This window comes from Pararobbsia alpina, assembly GCF_902859895.1.
Taxonomy (GTDB): domain Bacteria; phylum Pseudomonadota; class Gammaproteobacteria; order Burkholderiales; family Burkholderiaceae; genus Pararobbsia; species Pararobbsia alpina.
In genome coordinates this window covers 167983-183588 of the sequence record NZ_CADIKM010000001.1, presented here as the reverse complement: position 1 = coordinate 183588, position 15606 = coordinate 167983, and the positions used below count along the sequence as shown (strand labels likewise).

Below are 15606 nucleotides of genomic sequence, written 5' to 3'. Positions count from 1 at the left end.
TGCTCGACACCGTGCCAACCGGATTGCCGCAAAACGCATGATTATAAACGCTAGCCGGACTCCCACGCCGTTTGGGGTCGGGCGGCGGGGTCGCGATGATAAGATCCGCGCATGAAAAATATTGTGATCCTGATTTCAGGCCGCGGCAGCAATATGGAGGCGATCGTCGCCGCCCAGGCTGCCGAACGCTGGCCAGCGCGGATCGCGGCGGTCGTTTCGAGCAGGCCCGAGGCCGACGGGCTCGCGTTTGCGCAGTCGCATGGCATTCCCACCGCGGTCGTCGACCATCGCGAGTATCCTGATCGCGAGCAGTTCGACACCGTGCTTCGGCAGACGATCGACGGTTTCGCGCCCGATCTGGTCGTGCTGGCCGGTTTCATGCGCGTGCTCACGCCGGCTTTCGTCGCGCACTATGCGCAGCGGATGGTGAACGTTCATCCGTCGCTCTTGCCCAGCTTCCCGGGCCTCAAGACCCATCAGCGCGCGCTCGAAGCGGGTGTCAAGCTGCATGGAGCGACCATTCATTTCGTGACAGCCGACCTCGATCTCGGACCGATCGTGCTCCAGGGCGTCGTGCCGGTAAAGGCCGGCGACGACCCCGAGACCCTGCGCCAGCGCGTGCTGGCTGTCGAACATCAAATCTACCCGCGCGCGGTGCGCTGGTTCGTCGAAGACCGTTTGTCGGTCGCCGGCGGCCTCGCCTCGCTGACGCCGCCCGAGCCGCAATGGTGGTTCGCTACGGAGCAAGCATGAACAAACCCAAGAAACCCGGCCGCCCGCGTGGCGACGAAGCGGCGTCGGCCGGTCGCCGGTCCGCCGAGCATGCCGCCTCGCGCCTCAATCCGACGCGAGGTGGGGCAGCGAAGCCGGCCGGCGCCCGCCCGGGTAGCGGCGCGGCATCCGGTGCGCGCGCGAGCGGTACCGGTCCCGGCAGTGCGACCGAAGGCGATCACGGCGGCGCGCGCGGTGGGCGTGCAGGAAGCGGCGCCACGGGTGGCGCGCGCGGGGGCAGCGGCAATACGGGCTCGAGCGGCGCACACACGGGCGGGGCGGGGCGGCCCGGCTCGGGTAAGAGTCGCGGCAACGCGCGTGGCAAGCCGCTGCGCCGCGCAAGCGATGCCACGCTCAAGCAGAACGCCGCCGTCGGCCATACGGAAAGCGGTGCGCGCGTGCATGGGTTCCTGGTCGGCCAGGCCGAGACGCTGCTCGCCGAGATCCTCAATTTCGCGGGTGCCGCCGATGCGACGACGAGCCGCTTCTTCCGCGAACATCCGAAGCTCGGCCATTCCGAGCGCGGTATCGTCGCCGAAGCCGTCTTCGCGGTGCTGCGCCGGCGCACGGAATTCCTGCATCTGGCCGAAAGCGGCTGGGGTACGCCCGCGCGCCGCCTGATCCTGCTCGGCCTGATGCAGACGGTGGGGCGCGGTGCGTTGACCCCGCTCGTCTCGACGGACGAAGCACAATGGCTCGAGCGGATTTCGAAAATCGATCCCGCGAGCCTGCCATTGCGCGTGCGGACCAATTTGCCCGAGTGGATCGAGCAGCCGCTCGCCGCGCGCTTCGCCCCGGCGGAGCTTGCGCGGCTGGCCGCCGCGTTGAACCACCCGGCACCGCTCGACCTGCGCGTCAACACGATCAAGGCGAGCCGCGACCAGGTGCTCGACGCACTCGAATCGACCGGCATCGAGGCCGGCGAAACCCCATTCGCACCGAATGGCGTGCGGGTGGCGGGCAAGCCGCCGGTCAACCGGCTCAAGTCCTTCGAGGAGGGCTGGTTCGAGGTGCAGGACGAAGGGAGTCAGTTGCTATGCCATCTGGTCGGCGCGAAGCGCGGCGAAATGGTGGTCGATTTCTGCGCGGGCGCGGGTGGCAAGACGCTGGCACTCGGCGCGATGATGCGTTCGACCGGCCGGCTCTATGCGTTCGACGTGGCCGAACGCCGCCTGGCCAAGCTCAAGCCGCGCATGGCCAAGAGCGGTCTGTCGAATGTCCATACGGTGCTGATCGACAGCGAACACGATCCGAAGATCAAGCGCCTCGCGGGCAAGATCGACCGCGTGCTCGTCGACGCACCGTGCAGCGGGCTCGGTACCCTGCGCCGCAACCCCGACCTCAAGTGGCGCCAGACGCCGAACACGCTCGTCGAACTCGCGCCCAAGCAGGCCTCGATCCTCGCGAACGCCGCGCGGCTCGTCAAGCCGGGCGGCCGTCTCGTGTACGCGACCTGCTCAATCCTCGAGGTCGAGAACGAGGATATCGTCAAGGCCTTCCTCGAAGCGCATCCCGATTTCACGCTGGTGCCCGCTTCGGAGGTACTCGCGGAACAGAAGATCGATCTCGATACAGGCGAGTACCTGTCGCTTTGGCCGCATATCCATGCGACCGACGGATTCTTCGCGGCGGTCCTGCAGCGCAAGGCGCGGTTGACAGGCAAGGCCGCTCTGAATGAGCAAGCTGCGCAAGCCGGCGATGCGGACATTGAAGACGTCGAAATCGACGAGCTTTCGGAATCGACCGGGTCGACCGGGGCCAAGGTGGACGTCGAAGTCGACGCGGAAGGCGACGATGAAATCGGGATCGACGACGACAGGCCCGGCGCGGAATCGGAGCGCTGACTAGGTCTGGGCGCTGTCGATTCGCCCGTATGCATCGAGCAGCGACGTTTTGTAGACCACGCCGAGTAGCACCGGATTGGCGTCGCTCTCGATCACGGGCAGCCGTTCGCCCTGGAGCATCATGAAGCGCTGGAATGCCTGACCGAGCGACATGTCCGGCGTCAGGTAATCGAACTTGGAGCGTAGCAGCTCACCTGCGCTAAGCGCGTCGGTGTCCCGCTTGCACAGCAGCACCGAGGTCACGTCCTGCAGGGCGACCACGCCGCGAAAGCAGCCTTTCGCGTCGACGACATAGATGTATTTGACTGGATACTCGAGAAATACGCGCGTGATTTCCGAAAAGCGCGCGGTATCCTCGAGCACCGTATCGGCCGGCCGGATCAGCTCGCGCATCTGCGTCGCGCGCAGCCGCACGCGCTCCTGCAGGTTCCGGTTGCGTGTGATGATCACCTGATACATCGATGTCTCGCCCTGCGAACGGGCGATAAAGTAAGCGACCACACACGCCAGCATCAGCGGCAGCACGACCTGGTAGCTCAGCGTCATCTCGAAGATCATCAGGATCGCCATGAGCGGCGCGCTGGTTGCCGCCGCGAGAAAAGCCCCCATCCCGACCATCGCGTACGCGAAAGGTGCCGAGGTGCCATGCGGCCACAATACCTGCACGCCAAGGCCGAAGATCGCGCCGATCGTCGCGCCGACGAACAGTGTCGGCGTGAAGACGCCGCCTATTGCGCCCGAGCCTGCGGTCAGTGCGGTTGCGATGACCTTGAAGACCAGTACGCTCGCGAGCGCGGTCCAGGTCCACGGCGAATGCAGGATCGAATTGACCACGCTATAGCCGTTGCCCCAGACCTCCGGGGAGTGGATCGACAGCAGGCCGACCCCGAACCCGCCGACGCCGAGCCGGACCGGCAGCGGCCAGCCGGTCTTGCGAAACAGAGTCTTGGAGGTATCGAGCAGGCGCAGGAATGCCGGGGCCAGCACGCCGGCGAGAATGCCGAGCAGCACGAAGAGCAGCGATTCCGCACCGAAGATCGCCGGAAAGGCGGGCATCTCGTAGGCGGGGTGGTAGCCGGGCAGGCTGCGCATGGTGATGTTGGCGACCACCGATGCGACCACGATGGGCCCGAAGCTCTCCATGGCGATCGAACCGAGGACGATTTCGGTCACGAAGAACGCACCTGCGATCGGCGCGTTGTAGGCCGAGGTGATCCCCGCGGCCGCACCGCATGCGACGAGCAAGCGTAACCGCGGCGGATCGACGCGCCGGAACTGGCCGATCACTGATGCGCTGAGCGCCGCCAGATGGACCATCGAGCCCTCGCGGCCGATCGAGCCGCCCGATGCGATCGTGCACAACGACGACAGGCTGCGCGCGAGGCTTTGCTTGACGGGGATGCGGCCCTCGCCGATCGTGATCGCCCCCATATAGTCGGATTCCGCTTCGCCTTCGGAAAAGCGCCGCGCGAGCAGCAGGAATAGCCCGGCTACGAAACCCCCCGCTGTGGGCAGCGCAAGGCGGCCTTCCCAGGGCAGGTGTCCGGCGATACTCACGAGGCTTCCCGTGTCGCCGACGAGCAGCCATTGCACGAGATCGATGCCCTCGCGGAACACGATGGTCGCAAGCGCACCCACAAAGCCTGCCAGGCACGCCCAGAGCAGCATCGAATGCGCTTCTGAAAAGCGGAAAAGCGTCTGGAGGCGAATCCGGAGCTTGAGAAGGATATTGAACATCGCGTGGCGCGTCGTGTAAGCGTCCGGTCGGGCCGTGTACCGCCAATCCGCTTTCAGCGCGCCCCGGACGACTGTTGATGCCGTACTTTACGTGAATCGACCGATTGCGCAAATGAATCGTCCCCTATTTGGCCGACGGTGCGTATGCGCGGATCGACTTGCAAACCCGCTTTTCACGCGGGGCTCAAGCCCTATTCAAGGGGATTTCAAGATCCTCGTGCGGATAATCGGTAGGATTTGCGGCTGGATCGGGCTCTTAATATTCGTAAACTTCCGCGGCAATCCCTCGCACGGAAATGCCTAATTTTTATCGGTTTTTTCTAGTAACAATCGTGTAGCAATCCTGTAAAATCAAATTGCGACTTTGGGCAGCCGTCGCCACGCGTATTGCGCCCGGTCCGTTCCCTGTCTCTTGTCAGGCAAGGATGACCGACCTGAGCTGCTCCCCGACTGAGGCTACATTTTGGTCCACGCCGTTACCGATTTCCTTTCGAATGGTTTGCTGCACTTCACGTGGTGGCAGATCATTTTGGCTACGCTTGCGCTCACGCATGTGACGATCGCCGGCGTGACTATCTATTTGCATCGTTGCCAGGCGCACCGCGCCCTGGAACTGCATCCGATCGCGTCACACTTCTTCCGCTTCTGGCTCTGGACCACGACCGGCATGCTGACCGGCCAGTGGGCCGCGATTCACCGCAAACACCATGCCAAGTGCGAGACCGAGGACGATCCCCACAGCCCGCAGACGCGCGGTATTCGCAAGGTGTTCCTCGAGGGCGCCGAGCTCTATCGGCTCGAGGCCAAGAACGAAGACACACTGCGCCGCTACAGCCACGGCACGCCCGACGACTGGATCGAACGCAACATCTATACGCGCTACCCGATTCTCGGCGTGAGCCTGATGATGGTGATCGACGTCGCGTTGTTCGGCATCGTCGGCCTGAGTGTCTGGGCCGTGCAGATGGCCTGGATCCCGTTCTGGGCGGCCGGTGTCGTCAACGGTTTCGGTCACTTCTGGGGTTACCGCAATTTCGACTCCGCCGATGCGAGCACGAACCTGATCCCGTTCGGCATCCTGATCGGCGGCGAAGAACTTCACAACAATCACCACACATTCGCGACGTCGGCGAAGCTGTCGAACAAGTGGTACGAGTTCGATATCGGCTGGATGTATATCCGCATGCTCTCGGCCGTGAAGCTTGCCAAGGTCAAGAAGATCGCGCCGGCACCCAAGCTCGGCGCAGGCAAGGCACTCGTCGATCTGGACACGCTGCAGGTCGTGCTCGCGAACCGCTATGAAGTGATGGCGAGCTATGCGAAGACCGTCAAGCGTGCCTATCGCCAGGAACTCGCGCACCTGAAGGAATTCGGTGCCCGCGAGAAATACCTGATGCTCAAGGGGGCGCGCGTCTGGTTCCACAAGGACGCATCCGTGCTGCCCGAACCGCAGAAACAGCTACTGCCGGGTATTCTCGAGCAGAGCAGCGCATTGAAGACGTACTACGAACTGCGTTGCGAACTCGCCGCAATCTGGGAGCGTTCGAATATCTCGCGCGAACAATTGCTGCAGCAATTGCAGTCGTGGTGCCATCGGGCCGAGCAGAGCGGTATCGTCGCCTTGCGCGATTTCTCCCTGCGGCTGCGTCGTTACGCCTGACCCGGATTTGCCTCGATTCCGCTACACTGCGGATACGTCGTCGAATCACCCATCGCCAGCGGGCCAAAGCGGGCGGTGAGAGCAAAACGAAACATTGGCCGTCCACAAGAAAACCCCGCCGACGCGGGGTTTTTTGTTTTTTCGGGCATCGTGTAGCACGTTGCCTTGCGTATTGGTGTGCGTCAATTCCCGGGGAGTAAGGGGACAGTCATGCAGGAACAGTCATTGAAGACGATCGAGTTCGATCGACCGGAAGTGCAGGGTACGACGTGTGGGGTCGGCCATGCATGGGCCAAGGTGCCTGCCACGCCGACGGCCGGCGAACGCGTGGCGCTGAAGGCCCGGATTCGCGATCTGCTCGTGCGTGAGAAGGCCGTGCTCGTCGCCCACTATTATGTAGACGGCGATCTGCAGGACCTCGCCGAGGAAACCGGCGGCTGCGTCGCCGACTCGCTCGAGATGGCGCGCTTCGGTCGCGATCATCCCGCGCAGACCCTCGTGGTCGCGGGCGTGCGATTCATGGGCGAGACGGCCAAGATCCTGAACCCCGAGAAGCGTGTGCTGATGCCCGATCTCGATGCGACCTGCTCGCTCGATCTCGGCTGTCCCGCCGATGAATTCGCGGCGTTTTGCGACGCCCATCCGGACCGGACGGTGGTCGTCTACGCCAACACGAGCGCGGCGGTCAAAGCGCGGGCCGACTGGATGGTGACATCGTCGATCGGCCTCGATATCGCGCGCGAACTGCATGCGCGCGGCGAGAAGCTGATCTGGGCACCGGACCGCCACCTGGGCTCCTACATCCAGCGCGAGACCGGTGCGGACATGCTGCTCTGGCAGGGCTCCTGCCTCGTGCACGACGAGTTCAAAGGGATCGAACTCGAACTGCTGCGTGCCGAGCATCCCGATGCGAAGGTCCTCGTTCACCCGGAATCGCCGGCAGCCGTGGTGGCCTTGGCCGACGTCGTCGGTTCGACGACCCAACTGATCCGTGCGGCACGCGAGCTCGATGCGAAGGAGTTCATCGTCGCGACCGATCTCGGGATCCTGCACAAGATGCGCGCGGCTGCGCCGGGCAAGATTTTCATCGATGCGCCGACCGCGGGTAACAGCGCGAGCTGCAAGAGCTGCGCGCATTGCCCGTGGATGGCGATGAACGCCCTTTCAAACCTCGCCGAAACGCTCGAAACGGGCAGCAACGAAATTCATGTCGATCCGCAAATCGGGCAGCGCGCACGCGTGCCGATCGACCGGATGCTCGATTTCGCGGCGAACCGGAACAAGGCTGTCAAGGCAAGCGGCGATCTCGCACGCGATGGCGCGTTGTTCTCCAACGTCGGTCCGGCCTGAGCGCTACTTCATCGATTACAACAGGAACAAGCATGGGTAACCGCTGGGAAGAAGTCCGCGCTCAATACGGCGCGGCGCTTGATGACGCGCTCGCGCGCAATGTCGCAGACGCATTGGCCGAAGACGTCGGCAGTGGCGACCAGACCGGCCGTCTCGTACCGGAAGGCCCTGCACGACGTGCACGCGTGATCGTGCGTGAAGAGGCGGTGCTTTGCGGAGCGCCCTGGTTCAACGAGGTCATGCGTTCGGTCGATCCGGCCATCCGCATCGAATGGCACAAGCATGATGGCGAGCGCATGGCGCCGAACGATGTGGTGTGCGAGATCACAGGCCCGGCGCGTTCACTGCTGACGGCCGAACGCACGGCGCTGAACTTCCTGCAGATGCTCTCGGGTGTCGCCACTGCGACGCGGCGTTATGTCGACGCGATCGCGGGTGCGCGGGCACGCATTCTCGATACGCGCAAGACCTTGCCCGGCCTGCGCCTCGCGCAGAAATACGCCGTGCGGGCGGGCGGCGGCGAGAACCAGCGGCTTGCACTGTACGATGGCATCCTGATCAAGGAAAACCACGTCGCCGCGGCGGGGGGCATCGGTGCGGCTGTCGACGCGGCGCTTGCACTCGACGGGGGCGTGCCGGTACAGGTCGAGGTCGAGACTATCGCGCAACTCCACGAGGCGATCGCGCATGGCGCGAAGTCGATCCTGCTCGACAACTTCACCTTCGAGATGATGCGCGAGGCCGTGACGGTTACCGCTGGCCGCGCGGAGCTCGAAGTCTCGGGCGGCGTCAACTTCGGGACGGTCAAGGAAATTGCCGCGACCGGCGTCGACCGCATTTCGATCGGCGCCTTGACCAAAGACATCAAGGCCGCCGACTTCTCGATGCGGATTATCGACTGAGCATCAAAGCGGCTTGTTGCGCATCCGGCGCGGCGCGAGCACCGACGGCAGGGCCTTGGGCAGCGCCGCCGGCCAGTCGCTGCTGAAGTGCAGGCCGCGGCTTTCGCGCCGGCCGCGCGCGCTCTCGACGATCAGCGAGGCGACGTCCACGAGATTGCGCAGCTCGAGCAGGTCGCGGCCAATCCTCGTATGCGCGTAGTACTCGTGGATCTCGTCGCGCAGTAATGAGAGGCGGTGGCGTGCACGCGCAAGCCGCTTGTCGGTGCGTACGATACCGACGTAGTTCCACATGAGCCGGCGCAGCTCGTCCCAGTTGTGCGCAACCACGACTTCCTCGTCCGGATCCGACACGCGGCTTTCGTCCCACTCGGGCAGATGCGGTGCGATCGGCATCGCTTCGGTGTCGGCCAGGATCGACTGCGCGGCTGAGCGTCCGATCACGAGACATTCGAGCAATGAATTGCTGGCGAGGCGGTTCGCGCCATGCAGGCCTGTGCAGGCCGTCTCTCCGACCGCATACAGCCCGGCGAGGTCTGTACGTCCGTCGAGATCCGTGACGACGCCACCACACGTATAGTGCGCGGCCGGCACGACCGGAATGGGCTCCTTCGTGATGTCGATGCCGAACTCGAGGCAACGTGCAAGGATCGTCGGGAAGTGTTCCTTGAGAAATTCCGGCGACTGATGGCTGATGTCGAGATAGACGCAATCGATCCCGCGCTTCTTGATCTCGAAGTCGATCGCCCGCGCGACGATGTCGCGCGGCGCAAGTTCGGCGCGCTCATCATGTTGAGGCATGAAGCGTGTGCCGTCGGGCAGCTTGAGCAGGCCGCCTTCGCCGCGTACGGCTTCGCTGATCAGAAACGATTTGGCGTAAGGGTGATAGAGGCAGGTCGGATGGAACTGGATGAACTCCATGTTCGAGATCCGGCAACCCGCCCGCCATGCCATCGCGATGCCGTCGCCGGTCGCGGTATCGGGATTGGTCGTGTAGAGATAGACCTTGCCCGCACCGCCGGTCGCGAGCACCGTATGAGGCGCATCGATCGTCACCGTGCGGCCGCGCTTGAGGTCGAGCGCGTAGAGGCCGTGGCAGCGGCGGCCCTTGAGGCCGAGCCGGTCGGAGGTGATCAGGTCGATCGCATAGTGATCTTCGAGCAGCGTGATGTTCGGATGCGCCCGCACGCGTTCGTTGAGCGTGGTCACGACTGCGTGGCCCGTCGCATCGGCCGCGTGGATGATCCGGCGATGGCTGTGGCCGCCTTCGCGCGTCAGGTGGAAGCCGAGTTCCGCCGCGTCGTCGCGTGTGAAGGGCACCCCTTCGCCGATCAGCCATTCGATTGCGCTGCGGCCGTTCTCGACGATAAAGCGCGTCGCGGTTTCGTCGCAGAGGCCGCCACCTGCGATCAGCGTATCGCGCACGTGGTTCGCGATACTGTCGGTGGAATCGAGCACGGCAGCGATGCCGCCCTGCGCCCAGTCGCTCGCCCCTTCGGTCAACGAGCGTTTGGCGAGAATCACGACTTTGCGTGTTTCCGCCAGATTCAAGGCGACCGACATGCCGGCCAAACCGCTTCCCACGATCGCTACGTCGAAGTTCATCGCTTACCAGACCAGAGTCACAAATGCCGGCCCGCAGACCGAGCCGGCCACGTCACGCAGATAACAAAAAACCCCGCATTGGCGGGGTTCTTGATTTCGCCCGACCATGAGGCCGAGAGTCTTACTTGATCTTCGTTTCCTTGTACTCGACGTGCTTGCGCGCGACGGGATCAAACTTGCTGATCGACATCTTTTCCGGCGTGGTGCGCTTGTTCTTCGTCGTCGTGTAGAAGTGACCCGTGCCTGCGGTCGATTCCAGCTTGATCTTGTCGCGAATGCCCTTGGCCATGCTGATACTCCTTAGACTTCGCCGCGTGCGCGCAGATCCGCGAGCACAGCGTCGATACCGTTCTTGTCGATCAGGCGCAGGCCGGCGTTCGAAAGACGCAGACGCACCCAGCGGTTTTCGCTTTCCACCCAGAAGCGGCGGTTTTGCAGATTAGGCAGAAAACGGCGCTTGGTCTTGTTGTTGGCGTGGGAAATATTGTTGCCGACCATCGGCGCTTTCCCGGTCACTTGACATACGCGTGCCATGAAGCACTCCTAGCTTGAATTCTTAGGTATTACGCGTACGCCCCGCGTCAAACAACGTACAACCGGGCGAACGCCATGAATGGGTTGGTAACAGGCAGACCGGGAGTATAGCGGGAAAATAGCAAGGAAATCAAACCGATTTTGCTTTTTTCTTGACTGCTTGCGCCGGCCGGCGCTTGTCGGGGCGCGTTGCCGGGCAGCCCCGGGCTACACGGGCTGCCCAGCCCGCGGCCTCCGGCAACGCGCGCGCGGCGTGCATCGCCGGGGCATCATAGATAGCCCCGTTCGGCGAACGATACCACCGATGACTGGCCGACGACGATGTGGTCAAGGAGGCGCACTTCGATCGTCAGCAGCGTTTTGGCCAGTTCGACCGTGAGATCGCGGTCGGCGCGGCTGGGCTCGGGGTTGCCCGAAGGGTGGTTGTGCCCGACGATCACTGCCGCTGCGTTCCAGTCGAGCGCGTTGCGGGCCAGCTCGCGCGGATAGACCGCGGTGCGCGTGAGCGTGCCGCGCGAACACTCCTCCCGGTGCAGCAGCCGGTTCTGCACGTCGAGGTACAGGCAGACGAACACCTCGTGGGTGCGGCCGCCGATCCAGAGTCGCAGGTAGTTGGTCACGGACGCTGGCGTGAGTATCGGGCTCGAGCGCATTTCCTCGGCGAGCGCGCGCTGCGAAGCGGCGCCGATCGCCTGCAGCAGGGACATTTTCGCCGGCCCGATGCCGCGGATCTGGCGCAGCGCAGCCGGTGCGGCCGTCAGCACGCCGCGCAGCGAGCCGAAGCGCTCGAGCAGCGTCTGGCCGAGCGCGGTCGCGCTCTTGCCCGCGACCCCCGTACCGAGGAAGATCGCGAGCAACTGGCTATCGGTGAGCCCTTCGGCGCCGAGGCTCGCGAGCCGCTCGCGTGGCATGTCGGCCCGCGCGGCGCGCAGGCCCGCGAAGGTAGTCCGGCGTTTTGCGGGGCGCTGCGCGTCGCCGGCTTGTGCGAGCGGCATGCCGGCCGGCCAGCCGTGCGCGCGCGGGTAGGTGATTTGCACGGAACTTGACTGATTCATCGTTTCTCACCTTCTGATCCGAACTCCGAACGGTCTGGCGGCCGCTCGCTTACAATAGGGGTTTGGCGCGCCGCTGGTGCGCACCGTCTCTTTGAGCATCGCATGACAGTCATCGACACAGCCCGCATCCAACCCGGCTCCCATGTCACGCTGCACTACCGCCTCTCGCTCGCGGATGGCGCGGACATCGCCAATACATTCACCGACAGGCCGGCAACGCTGCTGATCGGCGCAGGCCAGATTGCGCCGTCGCTCGAACAGATTCTGATCGGGATGGCCACAGGTGACCATTCGACCGTTCGGCTAACGCCGACGGAGGGCTTCGGCGAGCGCAATCCGGAACTCATTCAAAAGGTATCGCTCGAAACGCTGCGTAAGCAGTCCGCGCTCGGCGACACCTATGTGCCGGGTGACGTCGTCGAGTTCAATGCGCCGAGCGGCGGGCGCTACGCGGGCGTGCTCAAGGAAATGGGCGATACCTATGCACTGTTTGATTTCAATCACCCGCTTGCGGGGCAGAGTTTGACGTTCGAGGCGAAAGTCATCGGCATTCTCTGAACTCCGAGAGGTTGGCATGTCGGATTTTGAGATTCTTCTCGCGCAACCCCGCGGCTTTTGTGCCGGGGTCGATCGTGCTATCGAGATCGTCGAACGCGCGTTGAATTTGTATGGCGCGCCGATCTACGTGCGCCACGAAATCGTGCACAACGCCTATGTTGTCAATGACTTGCGGCAGAAAGGCGCGATCTTCGTCGAACAGCTCGACGAGGTGCCCGAAGGCGGGACCGTGATTTTCTCCGCGCATGGGGTCTCCCAGGCGATCCGTGGCGAAGCCGAGGTCCGCGGGCTACGGGTGTTCGACGCGACCTGTCCGCTGGTGACAAAAGTCCATATCGAAGTCGCCAAGATGCGCGCCGCCGGGTTCGAGATCGTCATGGTCGGCCACAAGGGGCATCCCGAGGTCGAGGGCACCATGGGCCAGATCGGCGCGGGCATGCATCTGGTCGAGGATGTCGGCGATGTCATGCGACTCGCGGTCCAGAGCCCGGACAAGCTGGCCGTCGTGACCCAGACGACCCTGTCGGTCGACGACGCCGCGCAGGTGCTCGCCGCGCTGCGCACACGTTTCCCGTCGATCCGGGAGCCGAAGAAGCAGGACATCTGCTATGCAACCCAGAACCGCCAGGACGCCGTCAAGTTCATGGCGCCGAAATGCGATCTGGTCATCGTCGTCGGCAGCCCCAACAGCTCGAACTCGAATCGCCTGCGTGAAGTGGCCGAGCGGTATGGGATTCCTTCCTACATGGTTGACGATCCCGCGCAAATCGAGCCGGAATGGATCGTCGGCAAGCGGCGTGTCGGTATCACCGCGGGCGCGTCCGCGCCCGAGGCGCTCGCGCAGGCGGTGATCGGCCGGCTCCGTGAACTCGGTGCCTCGTCGGTGCGGCCACTCGACGGCGTGCAGGAGAGCGTGACTTTCCCTCTGCCGCGCGGCCTGGGTGCGACGGCGGTCTGAGCCAGCGGCGATCAAAAAACAACGCCGGGCAAGCAGTGCTTGCCCGGCGTTTATTTTTTTGCGGTTGCCCTCCGGATCGTTTCCGCGCGAGCGTCCCCGGATCCCTACGGGCAGCCCCGCATTGACGCCACGCCCGACTCTGGCGCAACCTTGCGTCGAAATGTTTCGATGTGAAGTGCAACCCGGTTGCAATGCGGGTAGCACCTGACTCTTTCGTTCGTTGCGGCAATGCTGGAAAACCCCAGCACGCCGAATATCGGCACCGGCATTTGTGGCTGTAGAATTCGCGCGTTTTCGGTCGGTCGTCTGCGTTGCCGCAAGCACAGGTCCGCTCAACGCGCGATACATCCTCAGTCGGTGTTGGCGACCCTACCGGTTATTTTTTTCTACCAGCAGTTCCGTCGCACACTGTCGAAGTCCGGGTGCATCCGCCCGGTTCTCCAGACAAACCGGATGCACGGGCAAAGGAGTATCAAATGGATATTTTTATCCAGCAGCTCATCAATGGGCTGGTCCTCGGAAGCGTGTACGCGATCATCGCGCTCGGCTATACGATGGTTTACGGGATCTTGGGGATCATCAACTTCGCCCACGGCGATATCCTCATGATCGGTGCGATGGTCGCCCTCTCGGCCATCAATGTATTGCAGGCGCATTTCCCCGGCCTCGGCATGGTGCCCACGCTGGTCATCGCCCTGATCGTCGCCGCGATCATCTGTTCCCTGGTCGGCTATACGATCGAGCGGGTTGCCTACCGGCCCTTGCGCAATGCGCCGCGCCTCGCACCGCTGATCACCGCGATCGGCATATCGATTCTGCTGCAGACCGTCGCGATGATGATCTGGGGCCGCAGCCCGCTGAGTTTCCCGCAGTTGCTGCCAACCGCGCCGCTCGAAGTGATCGTGCCGAGGGGCCACCACCCCGGTGCGGTGATCTCGGTCACTGAACTGATCATCATCGTCGTCGCATTCCTGACGATGGGCGGCCTCCTGTTGCTCGTGCACAAGACCCGGCTGGGCCGCGCAATGCGCGCGACTGCCGAGAACCGTGCGGTCGCGGGTCTCATGGGCGTGAACCCGAACTTCGTGATCTCGGCGACATTCATGATTGGCTCGGCGCTCGCCGCGCTTGCCGGCGTGATGATCGCGTCCGAATACGGCAACGCCCACTTCTACATGGGCTTTATCCCCGGCCTGAAGGCCTTTACCGCAGCCGTGCTCGGGGGGATCGGCAATCTCGGCGGCGCGATGGTCGGCGGCGTGCTGCTCGGCATCATCGAACAGCTGGGTGCGGGCTACATCGGAGACTTCACGGGCGGGGTGTTCGGCTCGAACTACCAGGATGTGTTCGCCTTCATCGTGCTGATCACCGTGCTGGTGTTCCGCCCGTCCGGGCTGCTCGGCGAACGTGTGGCCGATCGCGCCTAACGCCCAACATAGCGGGGATATCGATATGACTTCCATTCAACCGATCGAGCCGTCCACGTCGATCATCGAACAGAAAAAGACCCCGAAGCAGTATGCGGGCATGATCCTGCTCGCTGCGGGTGTGATCCTCGCGCCGATGGTCATCGGCGCGGCCGGCGGCAACTACTGGGTCCGCGTGCTCGACTTCGCGATGCTTTATGTGATGCTCGCGCTCGGGCTCAACGTCGTGGTCGGTTTCGCCGGGCTGCTCGATCTCGGCTATATCGCGTTCTACGCGGTCGGCGCCTATATCGCGGCCTTGCTGTCCTCACCGCACCTGACCAATCAGTTCGCGTGGATCGCCGCGATGTTCCCCAACGGACTGCACTTGACGATCTGGCTGATCGCGCCGCTCGCCATGGCGGTCGCCGCGCTGTTCGGGGTCCTCCTCGGCGCGCCGACGCTGCGGCTGCGCGGCGACTATCTCGCGATCGTCACGCTCGGTTTTGGGGAAATCGTGCGCCTGTTCATGAACAACCTCGACCGGCCGGTGAACATCACCAATGGCCCGAAGGGGATCACGGGCGTCGATCCAGTCACGATCGGTGGTTACAACTTCGCGCAGACCCACAGCATCTTCGGTATGTCGCTGCCTTCGGTCTACATGTATTACTACCTGTTCGTGCTCTGCGCGCTGTTCGTGATCTTCGTCACGGTGCGCCTGCAGCACTCGCGGATCGGCCGCGCCTGGGCCGCGATTCGCGAAGACGAAATCGCCGCGAAGGCGATGGGCATCAACACCCGCAACGTCAAGCTGCTCGCGTTCGCGATGGGCGCGTCGTTCGGCGGCCTGTCGGGTGCGATGTTCGGCGCGTTCCAGGGCTTCGTGTCGCCTGAGTCGTTCACGTTCTGGGAATCGGTCGTGGTGCTCGCGTGCGTGGTGCTCGGCGGCATGGGCCATATCCCCGGTGTGATCCTCGGTGCGGTCATGCTGTCGGTGTTTCCTGAATTCCTGCGCTCGACGATGGGTCCGCTGCAGAACATGCTGTTCGGGCACCAGATCCTCGACACCGAAGTGATCCGCCAGTTGCTCTACGGCCTCGCCATGGTCGTCATCATGCTGTATCGCCCCGCGGGCCTGTGGCCGACGCCCAGTCACGAGGACAAGACCTTGAAGGCCAGTCGCCGCAACAAGACGGTTCGCGCCTGAACGTACGGGGAACGAGAAA

General features: G+C 63.8%; 14 protein-coding genes. 9 read left to right on the top strand and 5 right to left on the bottom strand.

All coding sequences use genetic code 11. From position 1 onward, the window contains the following. Nucleotides 1-111 precede the first annotated feature (111 nt). The gene (purN, locus tag HV670_RS00845) at nucleotides 112-753 is read left to right on the top strand and encodes a phosphoribosylglycinamide formyltransferase (protein ID WP_175102733.1); all 642 of its coding nucleotides are present in this window, start codon (nucleotides 112-114) and stop codon (nucleotides 751-753) included. A 416-nt stretch (nucleotides 754-1169) separates the two neighbouring features. Continuing rightward, nucleotides 1170-2615 (top strand): RsmB/NOP family class I SAM-dependent RNA methyltransferase, encoded by a 1446-nt coding sequence (locus HV670_RS00840; RefSeq protein WP_425511372.1) that lies wholly within the window; start codon nucleotides 1170-1172, stop codon nucleotides 2613-2615. Here the strand turns inward: HV670_RS00840 and HV670_RS00835 are convergent, their stop codons facing one another. Further along, entirely contained in the window at nucleotides 2616-4352 is a 1737-nt protein-coding gene (locus tag HV670_RS00835; RefSeq protein WP_175102731.1) for a ClcB-like voltage-gated chloride channel protein, read from the bottom strand. A 463-nt stretch (nucleotides 4353-4815) separates the two neighbouring features. Between HV670_RS00835 and HV670_RS00830 the strand changes: the two genes are divergently transcribed. The 3 genes from HV670_RS00830 (at nucleotide 4816) to nadC (ending at nucleotide 8264) form a co-directional block, all read left to right on the top strand. Then, nucleotides 4816-6012, top strand: coding sequence for a DesA family fatty acid desaturase (locus HV670_RS00830; protein ID WP_175102730.1), 1197 nt, complete (start codon nucleotides 4816-4818; stop codon nucleotides 6010-6012). 210 nt (nucleotides 6013-6222) lie between these two features. Then, on the top strand, nucleotides 6223-7362 hold the full coding sequence (gene nadA / locus HV670_RS00825; protein WP_175102729.1) for a quinolinate synthase NadA: 1140 nt from the start codon (nucleotides 6223-6225) through the stop codon (nucleotides 7360-7362). Between the two features lie 32 nt (nucleotides 7363-7394). Next, the gene (gene nadC / locus HV670_RS00820) at nucleotides 7395-8264 is read left to right on the top strand and encodes a carboxylating nicotinate-nucleotide diphosphorylase (RefSeq protein ID WP_175102728.1); all 870 of its coding nucleotides are present in this window, start codon (nucleotides 7395-7397) and stop codon (nucleotides 8262-8264) included. A 3-nt stretch (nucleotides 8265-8267) separates the two neighbouring features. Here nadC and nadB read toward each other — a convergent pair whose 3' ends face one another. The 4 genes from nadB to radC all read right to left on the bottom strand — a co-directional run bounded on the left by nadB (nucleotide 8268) and on the right by radC (nucleotide 11455). Then, nucleotides 8268-9866, bottom strand: a complete 1599-nt coding sequence (gene nadB / locus HV670_RS00815) for an L-aspartate oxidase (protein WP_175102727.1) — start codon at nucleotides 9864-9866, stop codon at nucleotides 8268-8270. A gap of 121 nt (nucleotides 9867-9987) precedes the next feature. Then, entirely contained in the window at nucleotides 9988-10155 is a 168-nt protein-coding gene (gene rpmG / locus HV670_RS00810; protein ID WP_175102726.1) for a 50S ribosomal protein L33, read from the bottom strand. 11 nt (nucleotides 10156-10166) lie between these two features. Beyond that, nucleotides 10167-10400, bottom strand: coding sequence for a 50S ribosomal protein L28 (rpmB, locus tag HV670_RS00805; protein WP_175102725.1), 234 nt, complete (start codon nucleotides 10398-10400; stop codon nucleotides 10167-10169). 269 nt (nucleotides 10401-10669) lie between these two features. Continuing rightward, nucleotides 10670-11455, bottom strand: a complete 786-nt coding sequence (radC, locus tag HV670_RS00800; RefSeq protein ID WP_175102724.1) for a RadC family protein — start codon at nucleotides 11453-11455, stop codon at nucleotides 10670-10672. Nucleotides 11456-11557: 102 nt separating this feature from the next. Between radC and HV670_RS00795 the strand changes: the two genes are divergently transcribed. The 4 genes from HV670_RS00795 (at nucleotide 11558) to HV670_RS00780 (ending at nucleotide 15587) form a co-directional block, all read left to right on the top strand. Further along, nucleotides 11558-12013, top strand: coding sequence for an FKBP-type peptidyl-prolyl cis-trans isomerase (locus HV670_RS00795; protein WP_175102723.1), 456 nt, complete (start codon nucleotides 11558-11560; stop codon nucleotides 12011-12013). Nucleotides 12014-12029: 16 nt separating this feature from the next. Beyond that, the gene (ispH, locus tag HV670_RS00790; RefSeq protein WP_175102722.1) at nucleotides 12030-12971 is read left to right on the top strand and encodes a 4-hydroxy-3-methylbut-2-enyl diphosphate reductase; all 942 of its coding nucleotides are present in this window, start codon (nucleotides 12030-12032) and stop codon (nucleotides 12969-12971) included. Nucleotides 12972-13447: 476 nt separating this feature from the next. Then, a complete protein-coding gene (locus tag HV670_RS00785; RefSeq protein WP_175102721.1) occupies nucleotides 13448-14398 on the top strand; it encodes a branched-chain amino acid ABC transporter permease in 951 nt (316 codons plus the stop codon). A 25-nt stretch (nucleotides 14399-14423) separates the two neighbouring features. Beyond that, nucleotides 14424-15587, top strand: coding sequence for an ABC transporter permease subunit (locus HV670_RS00780; RefSeq protein WP_175102720.1), 1164 nt, complete (start codon nucleotides 14424-14426; stop codon nucleotides 15585-15587). The last annotated feature ends 19 nt before the right edge of the window (nucleotides 15588-15606 follow it).